Origin of the sequence: Geodermatophilus sp. CPCC 205761 (genome assembly GCF_051383655.1) — a bacterium.
Taxonomy (GTDB): domain Bacteria; phylum Actinomycetota; class Actinomycetes; order Mycobacteriales; family Geodermatophilaceae; genus Geodermatophilus.
Genome location: NZ_JALPKQ010000029.1, coordinates 37,768 through 59,015 on the forward strand (window position 1 = coordinate 37,768; position 21,248 = coordinate 59,015).

21 protein-coding genes and 1 pseudogene are annotated in these 21,248 nt (G+C 73.1%); 14 read left to right on the plus strand and 8 right to left on the minus strand.

The window, feature by feature from the left end; translation table 11 throughout:
• Positions 1-6: 6 nt before the first annotated feature.
• Positions 7-2,688, plus strand: coding sequence for a LuxR C-terminal-related transcriptional regulator (locus MY526_RS17440; protein ID WP_436704701.1), 2,682 nt, complete (start codon positions 7-9; stop codon positions 2,686-2,688).
• 581 nt (positions 2,689-3,269) lie between these two features.
• Here MY526_RS17440 and MY526_RS17445 read toward each other — a convergent pair.
• Positions 3,270-4,013, minus strand: a complete 744-nt coding sequence (locus MY526_RS17445) for a YhjD/YihY/BrkB family envelope integrity protein (protein ID WP_436704702.1) — start codon at positions 4,011-4,013, stop codon at positions 3,270-3,272.
• A 324-nt stretch (positions 4,014-4,337) separates the two neighbouring features.
• On the opposite strand from MY526_RS17445, the gene MY526_RS17450 reads away from it, so the two are divergent.
• The 3 genes and pseudogenes from MY526_RS17450 to MY526_RS17460 all read left to right on the plus strand — a co-directional run.
• A complete protein-coding gene (locus MY526_RS17450; RefSeq protein ID WP_436704703.1) occupies positions 4,338-4,883 on the plus strand; it encodes a DUF7144 family membrane protein in 546 nt (181 codons plus the stop codon).
• Between the two features lie 231 nt (positions 4,884-5,114).
• Entirely contained in the window at positions 5,115-5,624 is a 510-nt protein-coding gene (locus tag MY526_RS17455; protein WP_436704704.1) for a DUF6325 family protein, read from the plus strand.
• A 366-nt stretch (positions 5,625-5,990) separates the two neighbouring features.
• Positions 5,991-6,355: pseudogene (locus MY526_RS17460) on the plus strand (IS5/IS1182 family transposase); the annotation flags it as partial.
• A 324-nt stretch (positions 6,356-6,679) separates the two neighbouring features.
• Here MY526_RS17460 and MY526_RS17465 read toward each other — a convergent pair.
• A complete protein-coding gene (locus MY526_RS17465; protein WP_436704705.1) occupies positions 6,680-7,312 on the minus strand; it encodes an Rv1733c family protein in 633 nt (210 codons plus the stop codon).
• 54 nt (positions 7,313-7,366) lie between these two features.
• Entirely contained in the window at positions 7,367-7,768 is a 402-nt protein-coding gene (locus tag MY526_RS17470; RefSeq protein ID WP_436694011.1) for an SHOCT domain-containing protein, read from the minus strand.
• A gap of 425 nt (positions 7,769-8,193) precedes the next feature.
• Between MY526_RS17470 and MY526_RS17475 the strand changes: the two genes are divergently transcribed.
• The 4 genes from MY526_RS17475 to MY526_RS17490 all read left to right on the plus strand — a co-directional run bounded on the left by MY526_RS17475 (position 8,194) and on the right by MY526_RS17490 (position 9,846).
• Positions 8,194-8,397, plus strand: a complete 204-nt coding sequence (locus MY526_RS17475) for a hypothetical protein (protein WP_436694012.1) — start codon at positions 8,194-8,196, stop codon at positions 8,395-8,397.
• Positions 8,398-8,403: 6 nt separating this feature from the next.
• A complete protein-coding gene (locus tag MY526_RS17480; RefSeq protein ID WP_436694013.1) occupies positions 8,404-8,883 on the plus strand; it encodes a hypothetical protein in 480 nt (159 codons plus the stop codon).
• Positions 8,884-8,967: 84 nt separating this feature from the next.
• On the plus strand, positions 8,968-9,342 hold the full coding sequence (locus MY526_RS17485; RefSeq protein ID WP_436694014.1) for a PLD nuclease N-terminal domain-containing protein: 375 nt from the start codon (positions 8,968-8,970) through the stop codon (positions 9,340-9,342).
• A gap of 72 nt (positions 9,343-9,414) precedes the next feature.
• Entirely contained in the window at positions 9,415-9,846 is a 432-nt protein-coding gene (locus tag MY526_RS17490; RefSeq protein WP_436694015.1) for a DUF7144 family membrane protein, read from the plus strand.
• 83 nt (positions 9,847-9,929) lie between these two features.
• Here the strand turns inward: MY526_RS17490 and MY526_RS17495 are convergent, their stop codons facing one another.
• The gene (locus MY526_RS17495; RefSeq protein ID WP_436694016.1) at positions 9,930-10,283 is read right to left on the minus strand and encodes a carboxymuconolactone decarboxylase family protein; all 354 of its coding nucleotides are present in this window, start codon (positions 10,281-10,283) and stop codon (positions 9,930-9,932) included.
• 341 nt (positions 10,284-10,624) lie between these two features.
• On the opposite strand from MY526_RS17495, the gene MY526_RS17500 reads away from it, so the two are divergent.
• Entirely contained in the window at positions 10,625-12,205 is a 1,581-nt protein-coding gene (locus MY526_RS17500) for a hypothetical protein (protein ID WP_436694017.1), read from the plus strand.
• Positions 12,206-12,214: 9 nt separating this feature from the next.
• Here the strand turns inward: MY526_RS17500 and MY526_RS17505 are convergent, their stop codons facing one another.
• From MY526_RS17505 to MY526_RS17515, 3 genes are read right to left on the minus strand one after another with little or no spacing between them, the layout of a single operon-like run.
• Positions 12,215-12,784 (minus strand): potassium channel family protein, encoded by a 570-nt coding sequence (locus MY526_RS17505; RefSeq protein ID WP_436694018.1) that lies wholly within the window; start codon positions 12,782-12,784, stop codon positions 12,215-12,217.
• Positions 12,785-12,840: 56 nt separating this feature from the next.
• Entirely contained in the window at positions 12,841-14,283 is a 1,443-nt protein-coding gene (locus MY526_RS17510) for a DUF2252 domain-containing protein (RefSeq protein ID WP_436694019.1), read from the minus strand.
• Positions 14,277-14,705: a hypothetical protein gene (locus tag MY526_RS17515; RefSeq protein ID WP_436694020.1), complete on the minus strand. Its 429-nt coding sequence runs from the start codon at positions 14,703-14,705 to the stop codon at positions 14,277-14,279. The genes MY526_RS17510 and MY526_RS17515 overlap by 7 nt, the downstream gene beginning before the upstream one ends.
• 114 nt (positions 14,706-14,819) lie before the next feature.
• On the opposite strand from MY526_RS17515, the gene MY526_RS17520 reads away from it, so the two are divergent.
• The 3 genes from MY526_RS17520 to MY526_RS17530 are packed head-to-tail and all read left to right on the plus strand — an operon-like array spanning position 14,820 to position 16,307.
• A complete protein-coding gene (locus tag MY526_RS17520) occupies positions 14,820-15,404 on the plus strand; it encodes an HdeD family acid-resistance protein (protein ID WP_436694021.1) in 585 nt (194 codons plus the stop codon).
• A 58-nt stretch (positions 15,405-15,462) separates the two neighbouring features.
• On the plus strand, positions 15,463-15,735 hold the full coding sequence (locus MY526_RS17525) for an SHOCT domain-containing protein (RefSeq protein ID WP_436694022.1): 273 nt from the start codon (positions 15,463-15,465) through the stop codon (positions 15,733-15,735).
• Between the two features lie 59 nt (positions 15,736-15,794).
• Positions 15,795-16,307 (plus strand): DUF1269 domain-containing protein, encoded by a 513-nt coding sequence (locus tag MY526_RS17530; protein WP_436694023.1) that lies wholly within the window; start codon positions 15,795-15,797, stop codon positions 16,305-16,307.
• A gap of 100 nt (positions 16,308-16,407) precedes the next feature.
• Here the strand turns inward: MY526_RS17530 and glgX are convergent, their stop codons facing one another.
• On the minus strand, positions 16,408-18,531 hold the full coding sequence (glgX, locus tag MY526_RS17535; RefSeq protein WP_436704706.1) for a glycogen debranching protein GlgX: 2,124 nt from the start codon (positions 18,529-18,531) through the stop codon (positions 16,408-16,410).
• 284 nt (positions 18,532-18,815) lie between these two features.
• Here glgX and MY526_RS17540 point away from each other — a divergent pair, with 284 nt between their 5' ends.
• Positions 18,816-19,616, plus strand: a complete 801-nt coding sequence (locus MY526_RS17540; protein ID WP_436694025.1) for a M48 family metallopeptidase — start codon at positions 18,816-18,818, stop codon at positions 19,614-19,616.
• A gap of 206 nt (positions 19,617-19,822) precedes the next feature.
• On the plus strand, positions 19,823-21,232 hold the full coding sequence (locus MY526_RS17545; protein ID WP_436694026.1) for an amino acid permease: 1,410 nt from the start codon (positions 19,823-19,825) through the stop codon (positions 21,230-21,232).
• Positions 21,233-21,248: the final 16 nt, after the last annotated feature.

The following is a 21,248-nucleotide window of genomic DNA, read 5'->3' on the forward strand; positions in this document are numbered from 1 at the left end:
GACCCGATGGCAGAGCCGGCTGGGCCGGCCGAACAGCAGGGCCTGGCGCTGCTGGCGTCGAAGCTCGCGCCGCCCGAGCCGGCCCACGCGACCGTGCTCCGCCGGCGCCTGCTGGACCTGCTGACACGGGAGGTGCAGCGGTCCCCGCTCACCCTCATCAGCGGTCCCGCGGGTTCGGGCAAGACCGTCCTCGCGTCCTCGTGGCGTCAGAGCCAGGGGGCCGGACGGCCGATCGCATGGGTGGCGCTGGACGAGTACGACGACGACCCGGCCACGTTCTGGAGCTACGTGGTCGAGGCCCTGGCCCGCGGCGGCGTGCGGTTGACCGAGGTCGCTGCGCTGATCCCGGGGAAGCCGCCGGCCGCCTCCTTGATCCCGCGCCTGGTGGCGGACATCGCCGCGTGCCCCCGCCCGATCGTGCTGGTCCTCGACGACGGCGACCACATCACCGACCGGTCCATCGCCGCCGGCCTCGACCTGCTCCTGCAACGCGCGGGCAGCCGGCTCCGGCTGGTGGTGTGCACGCGGGCCGACCCGCTGCTCCCTCTGCACCGGTACCGGCTCGCCGGCACGCTGTCGGAGATCCGCAGTGACCAGCTGAGCTTCACTCCGGAGGAGACCCGCACCCTGCTCGCCGCGATGGGCGTCTCGGTGACGGCGGAGGTCGCGCGGGACCTGTGTGCGGAGGCGGAGGGCTGGGCGGTCGGCCTCCGGCTCGCCGCTGCCCCCCTCAAGCAGGGCGTGCCACCCGAGCGGTTGGTCACGTCGCTGGCGCACGACGACGGCAGCGTGGCGCAGTACCTGTTCGCGGAGGTCCTGGAGGGTCAAGCGGCCAGCGTCCGGCGTGTCCTGCTCCGCACGAGCGTGACCCCGGAGCTGTGGCCCGCCCTGGTGGATCAGCTCACTGGCCGCCGCAACACCCGGCGCGTTCTCGCGGGGCTGGCGCGGGCGAACGCCTTCGTCGAGGAGTCCCCGGGTTCCCCCGGCGGCTTCCGCGTGCACCCCTTGTTCCGGGAGATGCTGCAGGCCCAGCTCGCTTACGAGCACCCGGGAGAGCTCGCCGGGCTGCACCGGACGTGTGCCGCGTGGTACGCGGCGGCCGGCCGGACGCAGGGGGCGGTGGGACACGCCGTCGCCGCGGAGGACTGGGGCTTCGCCACTCGCCTGCTCATCGACGACCTCCTCGTCCCGCGCCTGCTGGCGCACGGCACGGACACGGCCATGCGCGGGCTGCAGTCGCTCCCGCCCGGTCTGCGCGGCGCCGAAGCCGCGGTCATCCGGGTGGTCGCCGCCCTCGCCGGAGGCGACCACCCGGCACCGTCCGACCTCGCCGTGTCGATGGGCGCGCAGGACGACGGCAACCGGCTGCCGCTGCGCATCTCGGCCACCCTCGCCTGCCTGGCCGCCGGTGCAGGGACGGACAGTGCGGGGACGGACGGCGCAGGGACGGACGGCGCGTCCACGGCGTTCCTCACCCGTCTCGACGCCGCTGCCGCCCTGGTCGCCGAGCTCCCGGACCACCAGCAACGGGCGCGCAACGAGGCCATGGCGGTGCTGAGCCACCTGCGCTCGCTCGCCGTCCTCGGGACCAATGCCCCCACCCGCCAGCTGCTGCCCGTGCTGCGTGCGGCGGCGGCCGCGGCGCACACTGCCGGCGCGCGCCGGCTCCGGTGCCGTGCGGTCGGCAACCTCGCGCTCCTCGAGGCGCTCGAGGGGCACCTCACCCGGGCCGCCCGGCTCGCCCTGGAGGCAGAGGCGCTCGCCGCCGAGGAGGGCGCGGACGAGTCCGCGCTCGACCCGGCCGCCGCGACGGCGCTGGCCTGGGTCCACCTCCGCCGCTACGCGCTGGTCGAGGCGCGGGAGTGGCTGGGACGGGCCCGGGCGCGGGAACGGGCCGCCCACCCCGATGCGATCGGGCACGGCGCGCTGCAAGCCGTGCTGCAGGGTCAGCACTTCCGGCTGCGGCACGAGTACGAGCTGGCGGAGCAGGTGCTGCGTCCCCACCTGGAGGGTCCGCCCCTGCCGCGCTGGGTCGCGGAGCAGGTGGTCACCGAGGTGGTGCGGTTGGCGATGGCACGCGGGCACGTGGAGGACGGACTGGTCATGCTGCGGGACCGGGGCCGCGACGAGCCGTGGAGCCGGCGCCTGCAGGCGTCGGTGAGCCTCGCCGCCGGGACGTCAGCGATCGACGTGCCGCTCGGCGAGCAGCCCGGAGGGTCGGCCGCGGAGATGGTGGAGTCGACGGTGGTCCGGGCTTGCCAGCTCCTGGAGCGCGGTCTCGTGACCGCCGCGGCCGAGGAGCTCGCGGTTGCACTCGAACGCGCCCGCCCCGAGCTCCTCCGCTGGCCGTTCGTCGACACGCCGCCCCAGGCGCGCCGCCTGCTGCGCACCCACCCCCGGCTGCAGGCGCCCGGCGCGTGGCTCAACCCGTCGAGCGGGGCGCAGCCGGTCGGTGCCGGCGAGAGGGCCGCGGCGCCGGCGGCGTCCGAGGTGGTGCAGGAGCTGAGCGAGCGCGAGTTGGAGGTCCTCCGCCATCTGGCGGAGATGCTCTCCACCGCCGAGATCGCGGCCACGATGTTCGTCTCGGTGAACACGGTGCGCACACACATCCGCAGCATCCTGCGCAAGCTCGCCGTGAGCCGGCGCAACCAGGCGGTCCGGAAGGCGCGCGAGCACGGCCTCCTCTGAGGGGCGCCGCCGGGCCTCGTGCGCTGCGGATGAGGCCCGGCTCCGTCCCACCCGGGAGCGTCGCGAGCGGAACGACCAACAGGAGAGGTCCCGGCCGAGGACCCACCTCAGGCAGAGGCCTCACGTCGGTGCACATGGCATGGAGGGCAGACGTCATGGAGGGGCGGTAGTGATGGAGGCGGCTTCCACCCGATACGAGGTCCGTGTGGGAACGCTCGTGAGCAATGCGGCGTGCGCCACCTTCCGGGTCCCCGTGACATCGACCGCGGTGCCGCGCCAGACGCTGTACCGGTTCCGTGTCCCCGCCGACCGTGACCTCTCCCACGTGCTCGACCGGCTGATCGAGGGCGACGTGGAGGTCCTGGAGATCCGCCGGTGCCCCGAACCACCACGCCGGGGCCGGGGTCCGGCGCCGATCCCGGAGGGGGAGTGCCACCAGCACACCGGAGACTCCACCCCGGCCGAGGACGGCGTCGTCGTCCCCTTCCGGGCGGAGACCGAGCACGGCCGGTCGGCGGACGACACCACGCCGGGGGCCGGTGCTCGTCCCGAGGACGGGGGCCCGGCCCCCCAGGGACTGCTCAGCCCGATGAGTCGATCCGCCGGAGGTGCAGGAGGTGGCCGACCACGGCACCTCCGAGCAGCACGACGCTGAACCAGGTCAGCCAGGACATCAGCACGAAGACGACGCCGATGGGCCCGTACCGCTCGGCGTTGAAGACGACCGCGCGCGACAGGTAGACGCTCGTCGCCACGCTGACCGCGGCCAGGCCGCCGGCGGTCACGAGCGCGCCCGGCAGCAGCGCTGCCCAGCCCACGCGCCCGGCGAGCAGGAACCGCTGCATCCACCAGACCCACAGGACGACGAGCGGTGAGCACAGCACGGCGGTCAGGAGCGCGCCCGCGACCCCGCCGGCGAGGCTGCCCACGGCCGCGACCGTGGCCAGGACCGCCAGGAGCGAGCCCAGCCACACCAGCGGTCGCCACAGGTGTCGCCAGCCCAGGTCGGGCAGCTCCCAGACGGCTGCGTAGAACCGCTGCAGTTCGGCCGGCCAGGCGTAGGCGGCGAGCACTGTGACGACGGTGCCCAAGGCCGAGGTCGCCGTGCGGACGGTGTCGTCGGTGGCGAAGAGCTCCCGGACGGACGCCCTGGCCTCCGCGGACAGCGCCATGTGGTGGGCCATCCGGTCGGCGAGACCGTGGTCGCTGCCGAGCGGCAGCACAGTGGCCAAGGTGATCATCGCCGGGACGAAGAGGACCATGCCCAGCGCGCTGAAGACGAGGGCGTGGTGACTCGTCCGGAGATCGCGCATCCGGACCCGCACGGAGCCGACGGTCCCGGACCGCGCGCGCTCGGCCGCGGCCGCCGCCCGCTGCCGGCCTCGCTCCGCGACGCCGGTCGCGCGCGCCCGGGCCCGGGTCAGGCGCGGTCGCGCCTCCGCTGAGGCGTCATCACCTGCTCGCGAGTCGGAACCGGCCGACGGCATGCGCAGACCTCCGTCCTCGCGCGCGGGGACGTCGTTACCGATCGAGCAGTCCCGGGCCGCGGGGGCAGCCCACACCGCAGGACGTCGCGGCGGATCCTCCCGCCTGGGGGAGAGTTCGGTCCCGCCGTCGTCCTCGGTCTCATGCGGGGCGGACGATGCGGGGTGGCCGCCCGGGTCCCCACGCTGTCGACGCACACCATCAGGACCTCGCCCGACCGTCTCCAGATCAGGGGCGGCCGGAGCCAGGCTCGGACCTCGGAGGGCAGGCAGATGACGGACACCTCGCATCGCAGATCCACGGAGACCGCCGTCCCCTACGGCGAACCGACGTCGGGTTGGGCCGGCTGGGTGGTCTTCGGTGGCGTCATGTTGATCATGCTGGGCGCCTTCCAGATCATCGAAGGGCTCGTGGCCCTGTTCGACGACGGCTTCTACGCGGTCACATCAGCGGGCCTCATCGTCGACGTGGACTACAATACCTGGGGCTGGATCCACACGACGATCGGCATCGTCGGGGTCCTCACCGGGCTGGGACTCCTCGCGGGGAACATGGTGGCCCGCGTGGTCGGCGTCGTGATCGCCTGCCTGAGCGCGCTGGTGAACATGACGTTCATCTCGGCCTACCCGTTGTGGTCGGCCATCATGATCACCATCGATGTGATCGTGATCTACGCGATCGTGGTCCACGGGCGGGACGTCAGGCGGTGACCCAGACCGCTGCCACCTCCTCATGGACCGGTCGTCCCCGGTGATCGGCGGTCGACGACGAGCGACACCCGCCCGGGCCGTGCACGGCAGTGCAGGTGTCGTCGTGTGCGCCCGGGCCGCCGCGGTGGCCTCGGTGGAAGCCGGATCGTCCGCCGCGGGTGACGTGCGCCGTCCGCAGGTTCCAGAACGGTGGGCGGCGTCCGCTCCCGTTCCTCGTCAGCTGGGGGAGACATGACCGTAGACCTCGAACAGCAGCCCTCCGACCTCGACCAGATGGGCCCGATCGACTACATCGTGGTGGCGTTCCCGACCGACCGCATGACGGGTGAGGCCTTTCCCCTGCTGGTCGACCTGGTCGACCGGGGGATCATCCGCATCCTCGACCTCGTGTTCCTGCGCAAGGACCACGACGGCGTCGTCACGACGCTCACCCAGGTCGACCTGGACCAGATGAAGGTCCTGGAGGCGGCGCTGTTCGACGGCGCGGCGTCGGGTCTCCTCGGGCCCGACGACGTCGCCGAGGCCGCTGCGGCGCTCGACCCCGGCACGGCGGCCGGCGTGCTCGTCTACGAGAACGTCTGGGCGACCCCGTTCGCCGCCGCGCTCCGCCGCTCCGGCGGTCAGCTCGTGGCCTCGGGTCACATCCCGGTGCAGGCACTCGTCGCGGCCCTCGACGCCGTCGAGGCCGAGGAGTCGGTGGGCTCGGTGCCCGCCTCTCCGCCGGGGGCACCGGTCGGCTGACGCCGGCCACGGCACGGGCACTCCCCGCCCCTCCTCCGGATCGGACCGGGCGCCGTCCGGCTCGCCCTGTGTGCTGGGGCCGGCCGGGCGGTGCCCGTGGAGCCATGCGGCATCGGCCGAGAGCAGATCTCCCGGCCGCGTGGAACGGGGCGCCCTCAGCAGGTGCGCTCCACGTGCGGTCCGGACGTCGACCCGACGAGCTCGGTCAAGGTCGGTTCCCCACCGCTGCTCGGACCGCGCATCCCCGATGGTGGTGGCCGGCGCGCACCGGCTGCGGCGCCGGGAGCGCCAGCCACGACCGGGCCACCGAAGTCGGCGACGGCTACGACCACTCCCTGATCGATGACCACTCTGCGGTGAAACGGGGCCGCCTGCGGGCTGCCGGTGGCCACGGCCGGGTCCATCCCACGGTGCTGACCTACTGGCGACGCCGGCTGGCCGCCTCGAGGCGGCCGCAGCGGATCCTCGACGCGGTCCGGGAGGTCGTGGCCCCCACCGGTGACCTGTCGGTGCGAACGCGGCGGGCGCTGGACCTCACGGTGCTGGAGGACGCGATGGCCACCCAGGACTCCGTCACCCAGCTGACGCGGCGATCCGCCGGGTCGGTCGCAACCCGGCGGCGCCGAGCTGGTCGCGACCGCGGCGGGCACCGCCGCGGGGCACGACTACTTCTCACCGGCAAGCCGCGGATCGCCTGGGACGAGGCCGCCCGGGCGGCCCTGGTCGACGGGCAGGACGTCGAGTACGTGCCCGACCCGGAGGATGGACGAACGCAGCATCGCCTGGCTCACCCGCGGCCACCGGCGAGTCCTACCGTGGAGTGGCAGACAACGACGCCTGGCTGCACCCGCGGGTCGCTGCGCCCGACCTTCGCAGACTGCTCATCCCCGGCCTGACAGGCACCGACGGACGCTGGGCGCTGAACACGTGACTCACGCCACCCGCCGCACCACCGTGAGCCGCGGGCAGGGCGACCTCTCTGTCGCACCCCTGGCTGCTGACCGCACTGCAGCGAAGACTGCCACGAGGCGCCCTGCCCCTCATCCCGCAGGCTCTTAGAGGAGCCGGGAGTTCCAGTCCGGCTCGACCGCGGCCCACTCGTCCTCCCACGCGCGCTCCCGGCGGTTGTCCAGGGCGATCGCGAGGAAGACGTGGAGGGTCCAGGTCGCCAGGGGGACGCCGATCAGCGGCAACAGACCCATCGCGGTCGCCGACACCGAGATGCTCGCCTGGTCGAGCGGTGCCGAGGTGAGGCGCCCCTCCCCGTCGACCCACACCGGCACCGCCGTGCCGACCGGCGTGCGGGGCTCCACCAGCACGACGCCCTCCCGGGAGATCCCACCGGGCGCTGACCATGCGGCCCGTACCGGGACCACCGATGGCGAGGGGTCGTCGGTCGAGGGGACACCGTAGGCGTCACCCCCGGGCCGCAACGGTCCCGGAGCGTCCACCAGCACGACGGCGTGGGTGCGAGAGCGCTCCGCGGCCTGGGCGGCCGCGGCCGCCTGGAGGTGCGCCGTCGTCGCGGTCGACGCGACCACGGCCAGCAGCGGGGCGACGAGGAACGACAGGACGACGGCGAGCCGGCCGATCACCTCGATCCGGTCCGAGCGGCGCTTGAGCGGCCCGGAGCCGAGCGTCAACCGGCGCAGCGACCGGCGGAAGAGGGTGTCCCGTGGTGCGGTCATCCTGCGGCCCTCCGTCCGCGGCTGGATCATGGGCCAGGGTGGTGGGCCCCGGGCTCAGACGAGGACGCGCCGCTTGAGCTGCTGGAACTCCTCCTCGCTGATGGCGCCCTTGTCGAGCAGCTCCTTCGCGCGGGCGATCTCGTCGACACCGTGGAAGCCAGGGGCAGCCACCGACCGGATGTAGGCGTCCGTCTGCTGCTTCGCCTGCTGGACCTGCCGGACGTCGCGGTCGCCCATGGAGCGTCCCTGCGAGACGAGGTACGTGAGCGAGCCGATCAACGGCACCACGAGGACGAAGACGATCCAGCCGGCCTTGGCCCAGCCGGAGAGGTCGTGTCGTCGGAACAGGTCTCCGAAGACCGTGATGATCAGCCAGAAGTAGACCATCAACGCGAAGAAGAGGACGAACGTCCACATCAGGTCGACGAGCGGGTAGTCGTCAGCGGCCGTGGTCATGGTCTACCTCCGTGAGAGATGCGTCCTGCTCAGGATGAGGACCAGCCGGCCGGCGACCATCGTCCCGCCTGGATGACTGGGTCCCGCCGCAGCGCCCGGCCGGCGGTGATGCCGACGGCGCGGGGCCGGACGCCCGGTCCGGACCGGAGGTGGGACGACCACCTGCCGCCGACCGGTGGCCGACGCCCGTCGAGCGACCAGAGGCTCGCCTCATCCGGGCTGGAGGAGGCCGCCGACGCCGGGGTGGACGAGGCTCCGCCCATCGAATCGGACCCGCCAACCGTCCCGGGGCCGGACGTCCCGGCGGTTCGGCCGGCGGAGCGGCTTCGGGGCAGGGCCCTGCGGAATGGTGCCCGCACCGATCACGAGCCCGCACCGATCACTAGGGAGCGCGCAGAATGGGACGTCAGGTGTACGAGCTTCGGGTGCGTGGACCAGTCTCGGCCGAACTGCTCGAGGAGATCGGCGCGGAGGACTTCGGCGAGGAACCGCCACTGACCATCCTGCGGACGGAACCGACCGACCAACCGGGGCTGCACGGCATGTTGCAACGGCTGCGCAGCCTGGGACTGGACCTGTTGGAGGTCCGCACCGCGGGACCGGAGCCGTCCGACACCGGCTCCCCGTGAGCGACGGTGTCCCCCGTCCTGGCGGCGTCCGGGGTGACCGTGCTCATCGGGTCTGCCGCGTCCGTGCTGCTGACCCTCGCCGTCCTGACGGTGTGGGGGAGGGTCCGCTACGCCCGCCGCCTGCCGTCCTTCCCCTGTCGCGTCGGACCGCCGGCCGCCGGCTGGCGCCGGGACCGCGCGCGGTGGCGCCTGCGGCGCACACGGGCCACCTGGGTCGGCGACGTGCTGCTGATCCGGGCCGGCGCGCTGCGGCTGTGGCTGGACCCGCTCCCTGTCGGCGTTGCCGGGGACGTGACCGTCCGGGCCCTCGAGCCGGGAGAGGTCCGTGGCCTGGGGGCGCACCCGGTCGCCCTGCGGTTCACCCTGAGGGACGCCGGTGAGCTGGAGATCGCCGTCGGCGCCGACAGTGCCGACCGCCTCGTCGGCCCCTTCCTGACGGCCGCCCTGTCCAGGCTGCCCGACGCGCCGCGGGAACGCGGCGACTGAGCACCTCGTCACCCCGTCGGGGTGATGAGCCGACGGGACGCTGTGGCCACGATCTGCCACAGCTCCCTCTTCCGAGGAGGAACGATGCCCCTGCTCGACCTGTTCTGGACCTCGTTGATCATCTTCAGCTGGGTCCTGTGGTTCATGCTGCTGTTCCGCGTCTACGGGGACCTGTTCACGCGTCGCGACATCGGCGGCTGGTCGAAGGCCGGCTGGGTCGTCCTCACCCTCGTCCTGCCCTTCCTCGGGGTGTTCATCTACCTGATCGGACAGGGCCGGGGGATGGTCGAGCGGTCCGCGAGCGCGATCGAGCAGCAGCGGGCCGCGACCGATGCCTACGTCCGGTCCGTGGCGGCCGGCGCGGAGGCCGAGCAGCTCGCGAAGGCCCGCGGACTGCTGGAGAGCGGTGCCATCACGCCCGAGGAGTACCGCCACATGGTGCCGGCGGGACGCGCCTGACCTCCGGCCGGACGGCCCGCGACGCGGCGTCCGGCCGGCCCGAACCCGTCCGTCGTCTCTGGAGGACAGGTCATGTCCCAGGCCTCACGCGGCTCACCGGCCACGGCGCGGAGGCCGTCGCCGGCGTGGCAGGACCGTGGGTACTTCGGCGCAGGCGTGATGGCGGTACTGGGCATGGTCTGGGCACTGCTGGGAGTGGTCGCCCTGCTGGGCGACGAGTACTTCACCTACCGGACCAACGAGCTGTTCGTCATCCAGGGGTACGCCCCATGGGGGTGGGCGCACCTGCTGGGCGGGCTGCTCGCGCTCGCCGCCGGTGCCGGGATCCTGTGGGGCGGCCACCGGTGGGCCCGGCGGACGGCCATCGTCGTCGCGGGCGTCAGCGCGGTCGTGAACCTCGGCTTCCTGGGTGCCTCGCCCGTGTGGTCGACGATCATGATCGCGCTGGCCGTCGTGGCCCTCTACGCGCTGACGGTCCACGGCTGGGAGCTGGACGAGCGCTGAGGGGCCCCGCCCCGCGGCCTGCGTCCCGAGAACCCGCTCTCTGAGCCGGCGCCGGGGCGAGAGGGTTCGCCTCACCCGGTGCGCTACTCCGGGAGGCCCGACTCGGTGAGCGCAGCCGCCCCCAGCACCCCGCGCACGATGGCGCCGGCCGCCGCGGTCACCCGGGCACTGCCGACGACGGGGGCGATCGCGACCAGGACGGCCTGCGCCTTCTCGACGGTCAGCCCGGCCTCCTCGGCGACGCCGAGGGTGATCAGGTAGGAGACCGGTGGGGCGTCCATGGCCACGAGGGCGGCCAGCCGGACGAGCAGGTAGGTCTCGTCGTCGAGCCCCGAGCGCTCCAGCGCGTCCAGGTTCATCGCCAGGAGCGTCTCGAGGACCGGGGCCTCGCCTTGCGCGATGCGGCCGAGTGCGTTGTCCGGGGTGGTCTGTGTCATGGCTCCTCCTGAGCGGGCGGGGGCTTACGGTGCCCAGCCTCGGGAGAGGCCGCGCCGTCGGTCCTCATCCCGTGCGGACGACGCCGCGATGGGCAGCGGGGGCCGGGTCCGTCGAGCGCCGCATCGCGGGTGACCGTGGCGTCGACGAGGGCCACGTGCGTGCACGCCTGCGGGGAGTCGCCGCTCTGCTGGCCGAGGGAGATCGCCCGGCCGCCCGCCGGCCGTGCGCCGACCCCTCGTGGTCATCATCCCCGATGGGTGATGAGCGGCGCGCCCCCCGGGACCAGCCTCATCCCTGTCGACCGGGCGCCCCGCCCGCCTGCTGCGGGAAGGAAGAGCCGATGCGCCGCTTCGTCACCGGCCTGCTGATCCTGGTGAGCGCTCTCACGCTGCTCCTGGCCAGCGTGTCGCTCTGGACGCGCCAGAACGTCGTCGACACCGAGACGTTCGTGACCAACGTCGAGACCATGGTCGACCTGCCAGAGGTCGAGACCCGCATCACCGAGCGCGTGACCGAGACCGTGATGGCCCAGCCGCAGGTGCAGGACGCCATCGACGAGGCCGTGACGGTGCTGCCGGAGCGGCTGCAGCAGTTCCGGCCGACCGTGGAGAACGGCATCCGGTCACTGATCTCGGCGGGCGTGCAGCGGCTGCTGTCCAACGACCCGTTCCGGCCGCTCACGACCGCCGCGATGACCTCCGCCCACGACCAGCTCGTCGGCGGGGAGCCGGTGCAGTTCACCCTCGGGCAGGCGAAGGACCTGGTGCCCGCCGCGGCCCAGGACGGCATCGCCGGCCAGGTGCTGGACCTGCTGCCGGACGACGTGGGCGTGACGATCGTGACCCCGGCCGACGCGCCGCAGCTGTACACGGCGATCGACCTGCTGAGGTCGGTGTGGTGGTGGCTCGGGCTGATCGCCCTGGGCACGCTCGCCGGCGCCCTCGGCATCTCCCGCCGGCGTCGCCGCACCCTGCGCGCGTGGGCGGTGACCGCCACGGTGCTCACCCTGCTGGTGCTCGCCGCCCTCCGGGTGACCCGAGGGCTGCTCCTCCCGCAGGTGCGCCCGCAGAACCGGGACGCCGTCGGCGCGATCTACGACGTCGTGGCCGGCAGCCTGCGCTCCTGGACGCTGTGGCTGCTGGCCGCCGTGCTCCTGGTGCTCGTGCTGACCCTGGTGTGGGGCCGGCTCGGCGTCGTGGCCGGCGTGCGGAGCGGGATCGCGTCGGCCCAGGCGCAGCTGCGACGCCGGCGCGCGGACGCCCAGGCTGCGCGGGCGCTCGCGGCCGAGGGCGGGACGCCGGACCAGCCCGCTGCCGCCGCCGCCGAGGAGCCCTGGACCCGGCGGGTCGCCGCGTGGACGCAGGCCTTCGCCGACGGGCTGGAGCTGCCACGGCGCAGTGCCCGCCTCGGCGCGCAGGTCCGCGCACACCTCGGCCCGGCCCGGTGGACCGGGATCGTGATCGGCGCGGTCGTGCTGCTCTTCTGGCCCGAGCCGACGCTGTCGGTGCTGATCTGGATCGCCGCGCTGGTCGCCCTCTACCTCGGCGCGCTGGAGTGGCTGCAGAACCGGGCCCCCGAGCCGGTCACCGGCGAGCCGGAGCCCACGTCCGCAGCCGCACCCGGCACCCCCTCTGCCGTGCCGTCGGCGGTGGTCGCGTCCCCGGTCCCGTCCCCGCGCGCCGTCGCGGCACCGTCCTCGGACGGCAGCCCGAGGGACGGGTCGGTCCTCACCATGGTCGACACGGTGGCGCCCCCGGCGCCCGCTCCGGAGCCGCCGGTGCGGACCGCGTTGACGCCGGAGGCGGTCTCGGCCCTCAACGACCGGCTCAACCTGCTCGTGCGGCTGGGTGAGGCACGCGACGCCGGCGTCCTGACCGACGAGGAGTTCAGTCGAGAGAAGGGCCAGCTCCTCGGCTCGTGACCCGTCGGGTCAGCGGAGGCCGTCGGAGTCCGCCTCCGGGCGCTGGCGGCGTCGGTCGACCGCGGCGAGGAAGACCCGGAGCACCAGTCCGATGAGCACCAGGTCACCCACCATCTGGACCGACGTGAGGACCCGTGCGACATCGCTGACCGGCGAGATGTCCCCGAAGCCGACCGTGGCGAAGACCGTGACCACGAAGTACACGCTGTCGATCCGGCTCAGCGGCTCGGTGAACGCGTCCGGGTCGGTGCCCGCGAGGACGACGTACGCCGCGGCGAAGAGCACCAGGAACAGCGGGAGGGACAGCGCGATCGCCTCCACCGCCCGGATGGCGGGGTGGCGGGAACGCAGGATCGCCCGCACCTGCCACCCGACGAGGAGACCGACGATCAGCAGGCCGGCGACGAGTGCGAGCAGGGTCCGCGCGCCGAACCGGCCGTCGAGCGGCAGGGTGCCGTAGAGGACGAGGAGGCCGACGACGGTCAGCAACGTCCGGCCGAGGCCCAGGAGCAGGGCCCGCCGGTCGGGGACGGGGGCGCCCTGCTCCGGCTCCAGGCGGTCTCGGGCGGCAGCGTCCATGCCCGGATGCTCGCCCTGCGGGACCGGACCGGCGTCACCCGCGCCGGGTGAGCCGCTCAGAGGTCGGAGTGCGCCTGCACCCGACCGGCGGCGACGGCCTCGGCCAGGAGGCGGTGGTCGCCGTCGTTGGCGTCGGCGTACGTCTCCCCGAAGTCGGCCAGTGCCTCCTCGAACCCCGCGGAGGAGCCGAGGTACCCGGAGATCGCGATGCGGTCCCCGGAACGCGCGTGCGCTCGGGCGAGGCACCAGGCGCACAGCTCGCCGTAGCTCTGCAGGCCCTCCGGACGCAGCTCCTCGATCTCGATCGCGCCCTTCCAGTCCCGCAGCTGCCGGACGTAGAAGTCGCGCTGGATCCCGTCGATGCCGGTGGTCCGCTGCCAGCCGAGGAAGATGTCGGTGGCTTGCTGCATCAGCCGCTGGCCGGCGACGACCCGCTGACCCTGGTTGGTGTACCGGCTCCTGCCGACGAACTCCGCGTGCACCGAGGACGAGGCCTCCTTGACCTGCAGCAGCAACGGGTCGTCCTCGTCGCGGCCGACCAGCAGGACGACCCAGCAGCGGGTGCCGACGCTGCCCACGCCGACGACCTTGCGGGCCATGTCGACGAACGAGTAGCGCTCGAGCAGCGTGCGGCGGTCGGACTGCAGGGACCCCCGGTACTGCCGGATCAGTCCGCGGAACGCCGAGGCGAGGTCCTGCTCCTCGGCCTGGGGGAGGACGTCCCGCAGCGGCACGATCAGCGGCGGTTCGGCGCGGATCCGCAGCCGGCCGTCGACCACCTCGGTGAGCTTGCCGAAGGCCTGGAGGGTGTCGCGGGAGCGCGCCTTCTCCAGCGCCCGCGCCAGCCGGCGGCGCGGTTTGCCGTCGAGCTGCGGGGCCAGCTTCAGCTGGAGCTCGTCGGCGTCGATGTGCGAGTACCACACGTCGATGTCGCGGAGCCCGGCGAACTGGGCCATCGCCTCCCGATAGCGGGCGCCGGCGGCCACGGCGAGCACGCGTCGCTGCCTGCGGCCGAGACCCTGGGCGCGCGCGGCGATCACCAGGCTGGCGACCAGCCGCTTGACGTCGTGCTCGAACGGTCCCGGGAGGGTCTCGTCGAAGTCGTTGGCGTCGAACACCAGCCGTCGTTCCGGTGACCCGTAGAGGCCGAAGTTGGACACGTGCGCGTCCCCGCACATCTGCACGGTCAGGCCGGACCGCGGTGCGCCGGCGAGATCGGCAGCCATGACCCGGGCGGCCCCGCGGTAGAAGGCGAACGGGGACTGCAGCATGCGCCCGTACCGGATCGGCCCGAGCTCGGGGAGCCGGTCGGCGGCCTGCTCCTCGAGCAGCGTCAGCGGGTCCGGCGAGGACTGGGTCCGGGAGAACTCGGCGTGCGCGGCGAGCGGCACGCTCGCCCGGATGGCCTTGCCCGCGGCTCGCCGCTCCTTCGGGGTCGGTCGCCGCGCGTGCGTGGTGGCGGCCTCGGGGGCAGGTCCCGGGCGTTCGACGGTCAGCACGTCGCCTCCGTCTCGTCCACGAGGGCATCGGCATCCTGGAGGAACAGCCCGGTGGCGGTGGCCGCCGTGCTCAGCGTGGCGGCGGACGGGGTGTCCTGCGCCTCGTCGAGCGCGTCCTGGACGCCGTCGGCCGAGGCCTGCACGCGGTCGACGTCGTCGCTGTACTCGGTGCGGGCGGCGTCCGCGAACTGGTCCCAGGCGTCCTGGACGGTCGCCCAGGCCTCTTCCAGTGCGCCGGTGCCCTCCTGGACCACCTGGACGTCGCGCAGCTGGGCCAGCGACGTCCGCAGGTCGTCGGCGGAGTCGCACACGCTGGGGGTCGTGGCGGTCGCCGCGGAGGTCCCCGATTCCGAGTCCGACGAGCACGCGGTGAGCCCCACCCCGACGACCACGGTCGCTACCGCGGCCACACGCATCGACATGACGTGACCGTGCCGGTCAGGGGCGTGCGGCCGCGTCATCCGCGGGGGATGAGGTCGACCGGGGCCGAGGGCGGCAGGGTCGGCGTCGATGGATCCGCCCGGGGAGGAGCCGGCATGACCGCGAACGTCTCCAGCCACTACGCCGGTTCGACCCCGAGCAGGCACACCGGCGTGCGCGTCCTGGTGGGCGTGCTGGGCCTTGCCGCCGTCGTCCTGGGCATCGTGCTGCTGTTCCAGCCGGTCGCCGCCGCGCGCACCCTGGCGCTGCTGGTCGGTCTCTCCTTCGTCGTCGGAGGGCTGCTCGAGATCGCCGTCGGCTGGGCCGGCGCGGAGCAGCGCCGGTGGAGCTCGCTCGTCCTGGGTGCGGTCCTGGTGCTCGGGGGCGTCCTCGCGATCGTGTGGCCCGGCATCACCCTCTTCTCGCTGGCGCTCATCACGGGCCTGTCGCTCATCGTCCACGGTGCGACGCGGGTCGGCATCGCCGTGGTCGGTCGCGCCGAGATCCCCGGCTGGGGGTGGCTCGCCCTCGCCGGCGCGGTGAACGTGTTCGTCGGCCTGCTCGCCATCCTCTGGCCCGAGGCGACCGTGCTCGTCCTCTCCCTGGTCCTCGGTGCGCAGATCGCCGTCTTCGGCGTGCTGTTGCTCGTCGCCGCCTTCTGGCACCCCGGCGCACGCGAGGCCACTCCGACCGGAAGCTGACCCGTCCCCGCAGTGCCGGCCCGCGGACCGGCGCTGCCCCGACCACACAGGAGTCGACATGCCAGGACTGCTCCGCGGGGTGGCCCGCACCGCCGTTGTCGCCGGAACGGCCACCGCCGTGTCCAACCGCGTCTCGCGTCGCCAGGGCAACCGCTGGGCGAGCCAGCAGGCCGCCGCCGCGCCCGAGCCGCAGTACGCCCAGCCGGCTCCGCAACGCACCGACACCAACACCAAGCTGGCCCAGCTGCGCGAGCTCGCCCAGCTGCGGGACTCCGGCGTCCTCGACGAGGCCGAGTTCGAGCTCCAGAAGAGTCAGATCCTCAACTCCTGACCCCGGACCCGATGACCCCGGACCGAACGGTTCCGGCCGCGCAACCCAAGGAGAGATCGATGGCCACCATGACCGTCTGGAAGTTCCCGACCGCGAACGGCGCAGCGATAGCGGAGGAGACGCTGAAGACCCTTCAGCGGAAGGAGCTCATCCGGATCCACGACGCCGCCATCGTCACCTACCCGGAAGGGGCGAAGAAGCCCAAGACGCGCCAGCTCACCAGCATGACCGGTGCCGGGGCCCTGGGGGGCGCGTTCTGGGGGATGCTGTTCGGTCTGATCTTCTTCGTGCCGTTGCTGGGCATGGCGATCGGCGCCGGGATGGGGGCGCTGACCGGCAGCATGACCGACGTCGGCATCGACGACGCCTTCATCCGCCGGATGCGGGACGAGATCCAGCCGGGGACCTCGGCGCTGTTCGTCCTCTCCTCCGGCGCGGTCACCGACAAGGTGAGGGAGGCCTTCGAGGGCCAGCAGATGATCCTCGTCGAGACGAACCTCAGCCACGAGCAGGAGGACAAGCTGCGCGAGGTGTTCTCCGAAGAGGAGAAGTCGCACGCGACCGCGAACTGAGCACCACCAGCGACTCAGGGCCCGACTGCGACGGCAGCCGGGCCCTGAGTCGTGTCGGCCCCTGAGTCGTCTCGGCCGGTCCGTCCGCCCGGGTGGGCGGTCAGTCCGCCTCGGGAGGGCGGATCTGCAGGACCGCCGCCGAGTGCGGGGGCAGGTCGACGACGCCCGTTCCCCGCTGGCTCCCCGTGTCGGTGCCGGCGGTGTGCAGCACCACGTCGATGCCGAGGGCCGTGAGCTCGGCCGGCAGCACGAAGTCGACCCGCTCGTCCGCGGCGTTGAGGAGTTCCAGGTAGCTGTTCCCGATGACGGGACGGCCCCGCTCGTCCCGCTCGCCGACCTCCTGGCCGACCAGGAGGACGCCCAGGCTCTGCACCGGCGTGGTCCAGTCCTCCTGCCGCATCTCCCGGCCCGCCGGGTGCAGCCAGGAGACGCCCGTGACGTCCCCGCCGGGGAGCGGCCGGCCCGGGGAGAGGTGGCGGCGACGGCGGAACACCGGCTCGTCCGCGCGCAGCCGCAGCAGTCGCCGCGTGAAGTCGAACAGCGACCGGCGTTCGTCGTCCGCCGTCCAGTCCAGCCACGTCAGCTCGTTGTCCTGGCAGTAGGCGTGGTTGTTGCCCAGCTGCGTGTGCTCCAGCTCGTCACCTGCCTGCAACAGCGGCACGCCCGGGCTGAGGATGAGCGTGAGCAGCATGTTGCGCACCTGCCGTCGCCGCAGGGCGGTGACCGCAGGATCGGTGGTCGGCCCTTCCACGCCGCAGTTCCAGCTGTCGTCGGCGTCGGTGCCGTCGGCGTTGTCCCGCATGTTGGCCTCGTTGCGCTTGCGCTCGTAGCTGACGAGGTCGGCGAGGGTGAACCCGTCGTGGGCGGTGACGACGTTGATGCTCGTCGAGGGGCGCCGGTCGTCGTCTCCGTACAGGTCGGGCGACCCCGACAGCCGGCCGGCGAGGTCGCCGCTCTGCTGCGGCGCGCCGGCCCAGAACCGGCGCACGGTGTCGCGGAAGCGGCCGTTCCACTCCCACCACTTCCCAGGGACGGAGCCGGCGGCAGGCCCGGCCTCGCCGTCCTCCCACGGTCCGGCGACGAGGTGGACCCCGGCCAGCACCGGGTCCTGCTGCAGCAGCTCGAACGCGGCCGGCAGCTGGTCGTACTTGGCGAAGGCACGGGCCCGCGCCGGCGCCAGGTCGAAGCGGAACCCGTCGACGTGCATCTCCGACACCCAGTAGCGCAGGCTGTCGGTGATGAGCTGGAGGGTGCGCGGGTGGCCCACGTCCAGCGCGTTGCCGATGCCCTGGTCGTCGTGCGTGTACCGGTGCTCGTCGGCGAGGTGGTAGTAGGCCGCGTTGTCCAGCCCGCGGAACGCCAGGGTCGGGCCGAGCTCGCTGCCCTCTGCCGTGTGGTCGTACGCGACGTCGAGCAGCACGGCGATCCCCGCCTCGTGCAGCGTCGCGACCATCGTCTTGAACTCCCGCACCACGCCCTGCGGATCGGTGGCCGCGGCCAGCCGCGGGTCCGGGGCGAAGAAGCCCAGGGTGTTGTACCCCCAGTAGTTGGTCAGTCCCTGTTCGACCAGGAAGCGTTCACTGACCCGGTACTGGACGGGCAGCAGCTCCACGGCCGTGATGCCGAGATCGAGCAGGTGCTCGACGGCGGCGGGGGAGGCCAGCCCGGCGTACGTCCCGCGCAGCGGCGCGGGGACGCCGGGGTGGCGCTTGGTGAAGCCCTTGACGTGCAGCTCGTAGATCACGGTGTCCGCCGGTGCCCGGCGGGGCGGGACGTCGTCGCCCCAGCTGAACGCGGTGTCGACGACCGCGGCGAGGGGCGCACTGCCGGCGCTGTCCGCCAGGTTCATCGTGAGGTCCTCGTCGGCCGAGCCGAGGCCGTAGCCGAACAGGCTGTCGTCGTGGCGCACGTCGCGGCCGACCGCCTTGGCGTAGGGATCGAACAGCAGCTTGTGCGGGTTGCACCGCGGACCCTCGGCGGGGCGGTAGGGCCCGGCCGCGCGCAGGCCGTAGAGCTGGCCAGGGCGGAGGTCCGGGAAGTACCCGTGCCAGACGCCGCCGGTCGACGAGGCCAGGGCGATCCGCTCGGTCTCCGTGGTGTCGCCCGGGGACTCGAACAGGCACAGCTCCACCCGTTCGGCCACTCCGGAGAAGACGGCGACGTTGACGCCGCGGCCGTCCCAGGTCGCGCCGAGCGGATGGGGGGATCCCGGCTGCACGCGCATCGGAATCGACCTCCTCTGAGCGGTCGGCCGCCCTGACCCCGGCCGCGTCCGCCGCCGGCCAGGGCCAGCCTCGTGCCGCCGGAGCGTCGATCGCCTCCCCCCGCACGCATGAGCCGGCGGACGTCCCTGCGACCCATCCCCCTCGGATGAGGTCGCCGGCGGAGCGCGAGCGGATCGTGAGGACACTCGGTTGCCGTGCAGGACCAGGGGTGAGAGTCATGACCGCGTCGGAGTCGACACCCGGGGGGCGTGTGCCCGCCCGGTACCTGCGTCACCCGGCCGAAGTGCCCTTCTACATCTTCATGGTCGTCCTCAACGTCGTGATCATCGTCGTGATCGTCCGGTTCGCGATGGTGTTGCCCTTCCTGCCGGAGCGGTTGCAGGGCAGCGGCTGGGCGATCGCGATCCGGAGCGCCCTCATCGGGTTGCTGCTGTTCGTGCCGGGTGTGGTCGTCGTCCGCGAGGTGCAGCGCGCGACCACGCGGGGGACCGCGGTCCAGCTGTCGCCCAGCCAGTTCGGCGACCTCCACGCGACCGTGGCGGAGTTCGCCGCCGCATTGCGGATGAAGCGGCTGCCGGACATCTACCTGGCGAACGGCAACGGCGCGCTCAACGCCTTCGCCGCCCAGGCCACCGGTCACGACTACGTCGTGCTGTCCAACGAGCTCTTCGCCCACCTCCAGGACCGGAACCGGGACGGGTTGCGGTTCATCCTCGGTCACGAGCTCGGGCACATCCGGCTGAACCACGTGGCGCTGTGGTACCAGCTGTCCGTCGCCTACTCCCAGGTGATCCCCGTGCTGGGCCCGACGCTGTCGCGGCTGCGGGAGTACTCGTGCGACCGGCACGGGGCGTTCCTGTCGCCGTCCGGCGCCAGGGGCCTGGTGCTCCTCGCCTCCGGCCGGCACACGGAGACCGACGTCGACATCGACGAGCTGGCCCGGCAGGGGGCGGCGTTGCGCGGGTTCTGGCCCTGGCTGGCCCAGCTCCCGAGGTCGCACCCCTTCACGGTCCGGCGACTCGAGCAGCTCTTCCGCCTCGGCCTCTTCCGGGACCAGGCCGAGCGGGCGGGCAGTCGCGTCTGACCTCCCGCGGGGCGTCCCGGGTGCGCGCGGGTCCGGCGCCGCCCCGGAGCGTCCCCGGCGGCGCAGCCGACCCGGCCGGATCGGCCGTCCCGATCCGTCCGCCCGCGGTGGGAATGCGGAGATCACTCATCCCCGGCGGAGGAGGCCCCTGGCCGACGTCTCCGCTGGAATGACCGGCAGCCGACCCCCCCGTACGAGGAGCCGTCATGAGCACCGCGTCAGCCCCACCCGCCGGCCCCGCCCCGGTCGAGGAGGAGCCCCGCGGCAGCTTGGGACTGGGTCCCGCCACCGCGCTGATCGTCGGCAGCATCATCGGTGTCGGGATCTTCAACCTGCCGGCGTCGCTGGCCGGCTACGGGCCGATCAGCCTGGTCGCGATGGCGCTGACCACCATCGGCGCCCTGGCCCTCGCCGTCATGTTCGCCTCGCTGAGCCGCCGGCTGCCCGCGGACGGCGGGCCCTACGCCTACGCGCGCGCCGCCTTCGGCAACCTGGCCGGCTTCTCCAACGCGTGGTTGTACTGGATCACCGCGTGGTCGGGGAACGCGGCGATCGTCGTGGGCTGGGTGCTCTACGTCGAGGAGTTCGTCAACACCGACCAGAACAAGCTCTTCTCGATCGTCCTCGCGCTGATCGGGCTGTGGCTGCCCGCGGCCATCAACATGGTCGGCGTCTCGGCGATGGGGACCGTGCAGCTGTGGACGTCGATCCTGAAGTTCATCCCGCTGGTCTTCATGTCCACCGTCGGACTGTTCTACATCCAGAGCGCGAACTTCGAGGTCTGGAACACCAGCGGTGACAGCACCATGGGCGCGATCGGCGGGGCCATGGCCCTGTGTCTGTTCAGCTACCTCGGGGTCGAGTGCGCCGCGGTCGCGGCGGCCAAGGTGCGCGATCCCGACAAGAACGTCCCCCGGGCCACGATCTACGGCACGCTCGGCACCGCCGTCGTCTACCTGCTGTCGCTGACCGCTGTCTTCGGCATCGTCTCCGCGGCGGCGCTGTCGGAGTCGACGGCGCCCTTCGCCACCGCGGTCAACGAGATGGTCGGCGGCACCTGGGCGGGCTACGTGATGTCGGCGCTGGTGGTCGTCTCCGGCTTCGGCGCGCTGAACGGCTGGACGATGATCTGCGCCGAGATGCCGCTGGCCGCGGCCAAGGACGGGCTGTTCCCGAAGGCCTTCGGCCGGCTGAGCCGGCGCGGCGTGCCCGCCTTCGGCATCGTCGCCTCGACGGCCCTGGCATCGCTGTTCATGATCATGTCCTACGCCGGATCCGTCGGGATCACGGTCTTCAACACCCTGGTCTTCATGAGCGGCATCACCGCCGCCATCCCCTACGGGTTCTCCGCCCTGGCGCAGATCAAGTGGCGGCTGATGGACCACCGGGAGCTGCACACCCCGCGCTTCGTCCGTGACGTGGGCGTCGCCGTGGTCGGGCTCGCCTTCTCGGTGCTGTTCATCTGGTACTCGCGCAACACCGGGGAGGAAGCCCTGTGGAAGGAGTACCTGCCCTTCATCTTCGCCGGCGGTGCGTTCGTCGCCGGCATCCCGATCTACCTCAAGCACCGGACGTCGATGTCCGAGCCTCCCGCCGTCCCCGCCTGGCACGCGTGAGCGTCCACCGAGAAGG